Source organism: Xanthomonas campestris pv. asclepiadis (assembly GCF_020784175.1).
Classification (GTDB): domain Bacteria; phylum Pseudomonadota; class Gammaproteobacteria; order Xanthomonadales; family Xanthomonadaceae; genus Xanthomonas; species Xanthomonas campestris_D.
Genome location: NZ_JAJGQM010000090.1, coordinates 1 through 2,628 on the forward strand (window position 1 = coordinate 1; position 2,628 = coordinate 2,628).

The window sequence follows — 2,628 nt, forward strand, 5'->3', positions numbered from 1 at the left end:
CACGCCTGCCATGAAGTTGGCGATGGCCACTTAGCTCCACTTCTGGCGACCGCTAGAAGTGGGGGGATTACCGTGTTACCCCAAGAATTTGATCGAGTACTTCGCGACTATGAGAGCGCATGGCGTAAAGGCGATGCAAACGCTCTTGCTGCGTTGTTTGCAGAAGATGGTTTTTTGCTACAAAGCGATCATCCCCCAATCCGGGGCAGGACAGCTATTCAAGCGGCCTATGAAGGTAGCAGCGGAGGCCCGCTACGTTTGCGCTCACTCGGGTTTTCCGCAGAAGGTAATGTCGCCTACATCATCGGTGCGTACGGCTACGGAGATGCACCTGGTGATATAGGAAAGTTCACTCTCACGCTGCATCGGGATTCCGGCAAGCGGTGGTTGATCTTCTCGGACATGGACAATCTCAATGCTTCGGCCAAACGGTAGTCCGCTGCATGGTACGAAGCTAGCAAGAAGGGGGGCGATCTACATGTTCTTCGTAGTGGCCGCACTCAAAAAAAAATCACCATCACTTTGTAGCTCGAAGCAGTTGACATCCCAACAGACCCGCAGCAATCTCTACCACAAGGAGCGTAGAAACTCCTCTAAGAGCGGTACCCACCTCCGTCAAACCGGTGGGTTTTTTGTGCCTGCAGCGTCTTGCGGGTGCAACCGACGCGATGCCTGCGTCGGGAGGGCGGCTAATACAACACCCCTCGGGGAAATACGCCCGCCGACTCTTAGCGGTTTCTAACCTCCCGACATCCCGTCGCCATCCGGCGGCGGGGCCTGTTCGTCAAGGAGGGCTTTGCCATGCGTCGATCCACGTCCAGTCCCAAGCCCGCGCGCAAGCGCGCCAAGGTGCCGCCGCCCACCGAGGTCGTCTGGCGCTCGCTCGACCCAACGATCACGCCGCGGCCTTACCTCGACCGCCCCTTCATCCCCGAGCCTCGCCCCGATCCCAGCAAGCCGCGGCGCCCAGGCCACCCACGTGCCCCGCAACACTGCACCGTCGGCTACGGCTACTACCCCGACAGCCACCAACGCATCCCCACGCTACGCCTACGCGGCCGCTGGCTGGAACAACTGGGCTTCACCATCGGCAGCAAACTCAACATCCGCATGCGCAACGGCGAGCTGGTCGTCACCGTGGCACCTGCAGAGTGACCAACCCGCCGCAACCCCGCGCACGGCGCGTGCACCCCGCAGTTGGAGAACCCGCATGGTGAATGACACCCTGGCCGGCACCCTTGGCACATTCCCGCGCTTCGGCAGCACATGGATGCCGCTGCCGGTCGAACGCGCGACCAACACCTGCACCGCCTGGCATCGGCGCAGCGGCTCAGGCACAACCGCCACTCCACGCACGCCGTACGTCGCGCACCCGCGCGCCGCAGTTATGCGCGGCTACACCCGCGTACGCCACACCACGCGTTGGCGCGTACGTGAGGAGCCGGCAGCGGGCAGGGCGCGTTTCGACCAGGCTATCGGCCTGTTGCATGCCGACCTGCTCGCCTACATGCGCCGGCGCCTGCGTGACCGCGCCACCGCCGACGACCTCACCCAGGAAACGCTGCTCCGCCTGCTGGCCTACCGCGACGCGCCTGACATCGGCGACTACGCGCTGCTGATGTACCGCATCGCCCACAACGTGGTGCTGGAGCATTGGCGCACGCGCCACCGCCGCCACGCCAACGCCCACGTCGCACTGGACCTGATCGCACCATTGGCCGCAGACGGCGCCCACGTCGACCAGATCGCCGACGCCCGCCGCATCCTGCAGCACCTGCGCACCCACACGCTACCCGCGCTGCCGCCCAGATGCCGCCAGGCCTTCATCCTCAACCGCATCGACGGCCTCACCTACCCGCAAGTGGCCGCAGCCATGGGCATCTCGATCAAGATGGTGGAAAAGCACATCAGCCGCGCACTGGCCGCATGCAGGAATGCTTTGTAGTTGAAGCCGATCAATAAGGCTTGACGAAGACAATTTCTGCGGGAGATGATAACGACGATTTCTAGCTGCGGCATCTTGATGTCGTCTGCAGCATCGCCAGCTGCCAAAATTTGAAAGAATAGGACATGGAAGTTCTGAAGCCCCTGCGGCTGCGTCGTTATGCTTGCACATTGTTGCTAAGCACTGTCTGCGGAGTCTGCGCGCAGGAGGTCAAGCAAGAATGGACGGTTGTTGCCAAGCACCCAGAAATTCCGACCACAACCGTTGGCGCTTTCGACAATCAACATCGTGCAATTGAGGCCATGGCGCAAATCGCTGGTCCCAGCGATGCACAGTATGCGTATCGTTTGGCTACGCACGTGAAAGAAACAAAAACAAACGAAGACCAGACAGTTACGCTCACATACTGGCTTGGTAACGATCAACCTTCCGATCCCGAATGGAGTTACTCTGCACTAGGTAGCTCTTACGCAACTGAGGTCGAGATGGTTGCAGGTATTGAGTCCTTCTACACTCAATTTAACGAATGTGGCAAGGTTTCGCTGAAGCCAGCAACCGAATGGACGCCATATTCGGCGGAATTCGAGGGTCGTATTGATTCAAAAAGTTTCTTGATTAGCCCCATTCCTCAGCCGGTAGTTGCAGGATCTGCGACGCTGCGGTTGGACAATGGCCCCACCTGA

4 protein-coding genes are annotated in these 2,628 nt (G+C 60.2%); all 4 read left to right on the top strand.

From position 1 onward, the window contains the following. The first annotated feature begins 42 nt into the window (after nt 1-42). The 4 genes from LL972_RS21425 to LL972_RS21440 all read left to right on the top strand — a co-directional run bounded on the left by LL972_RS21425 (nt 43) and on the right by LL972_RS21440 (nt 2,628). On the top strand, nt 43-435 hold the full coding sequence (locus LL972_RS21425; RefSeq protein WP_228329309.1) for a YybH family protein: 393 nt from the start codon (nt 43-45) through the stop codon (nt 433-435). Between the two features lie 366 nt (nt 436-801). Continuing rightward, nucleotides 802-1,155, top strand: coding sequence for a SymE family type I addiction module toxin (locus LL972_RS21430; protein WP_228329307.1), 354 nt, complete (start codon nt 802-804; stop codon nt 1,153-1,155). 55 nt (nt 1,156-1,210) lie between these two features. Continuing rightward, nucleotides 1,211-1,945, top strand: a complete 735-nt coding sequence (locus LL972_RS21435) for an RNA polymerase sigma factor (protein ID WP_228329308.1) — start codon at nt 1,211-1,213, stop codon at nt 1,943-1,945. A gap of 125 nt (nt 1,946-2,070) precedes the next feature. Next, entirely contained in the window at nt 2,071-2,628 is a 558-nt protein-coding gene (locus LL972_RS21440; RefSeq protein WP_228329310.1) for a hypothetical protein, read from the top strand.

Bases quoted from the DNA above. Each gene is read 5' to 3' on its own strand.
- LL972_RS21430 (WP_228329307.1), top strand. From the start codon at position 802: ATGCGTCGATCCACGTCCAGTCCCAAGCCCGCGCGCAAGCGCGCCAAG.
- LL972_RS21435 (WP_228329308.1), top strand. From the start codon at position 1,211: ATGGTGAATGACACCCTGGCCGGCACCCTTGGCACATTCCCGCGCTTC.
- LL972_RS21440 (WP_228329310.1), top strand. From the start codon at position 2,071: ATGGAAGTTCTGAAGCCCCTGCGGCTGCGTCGTTATGCTTGCACATTG.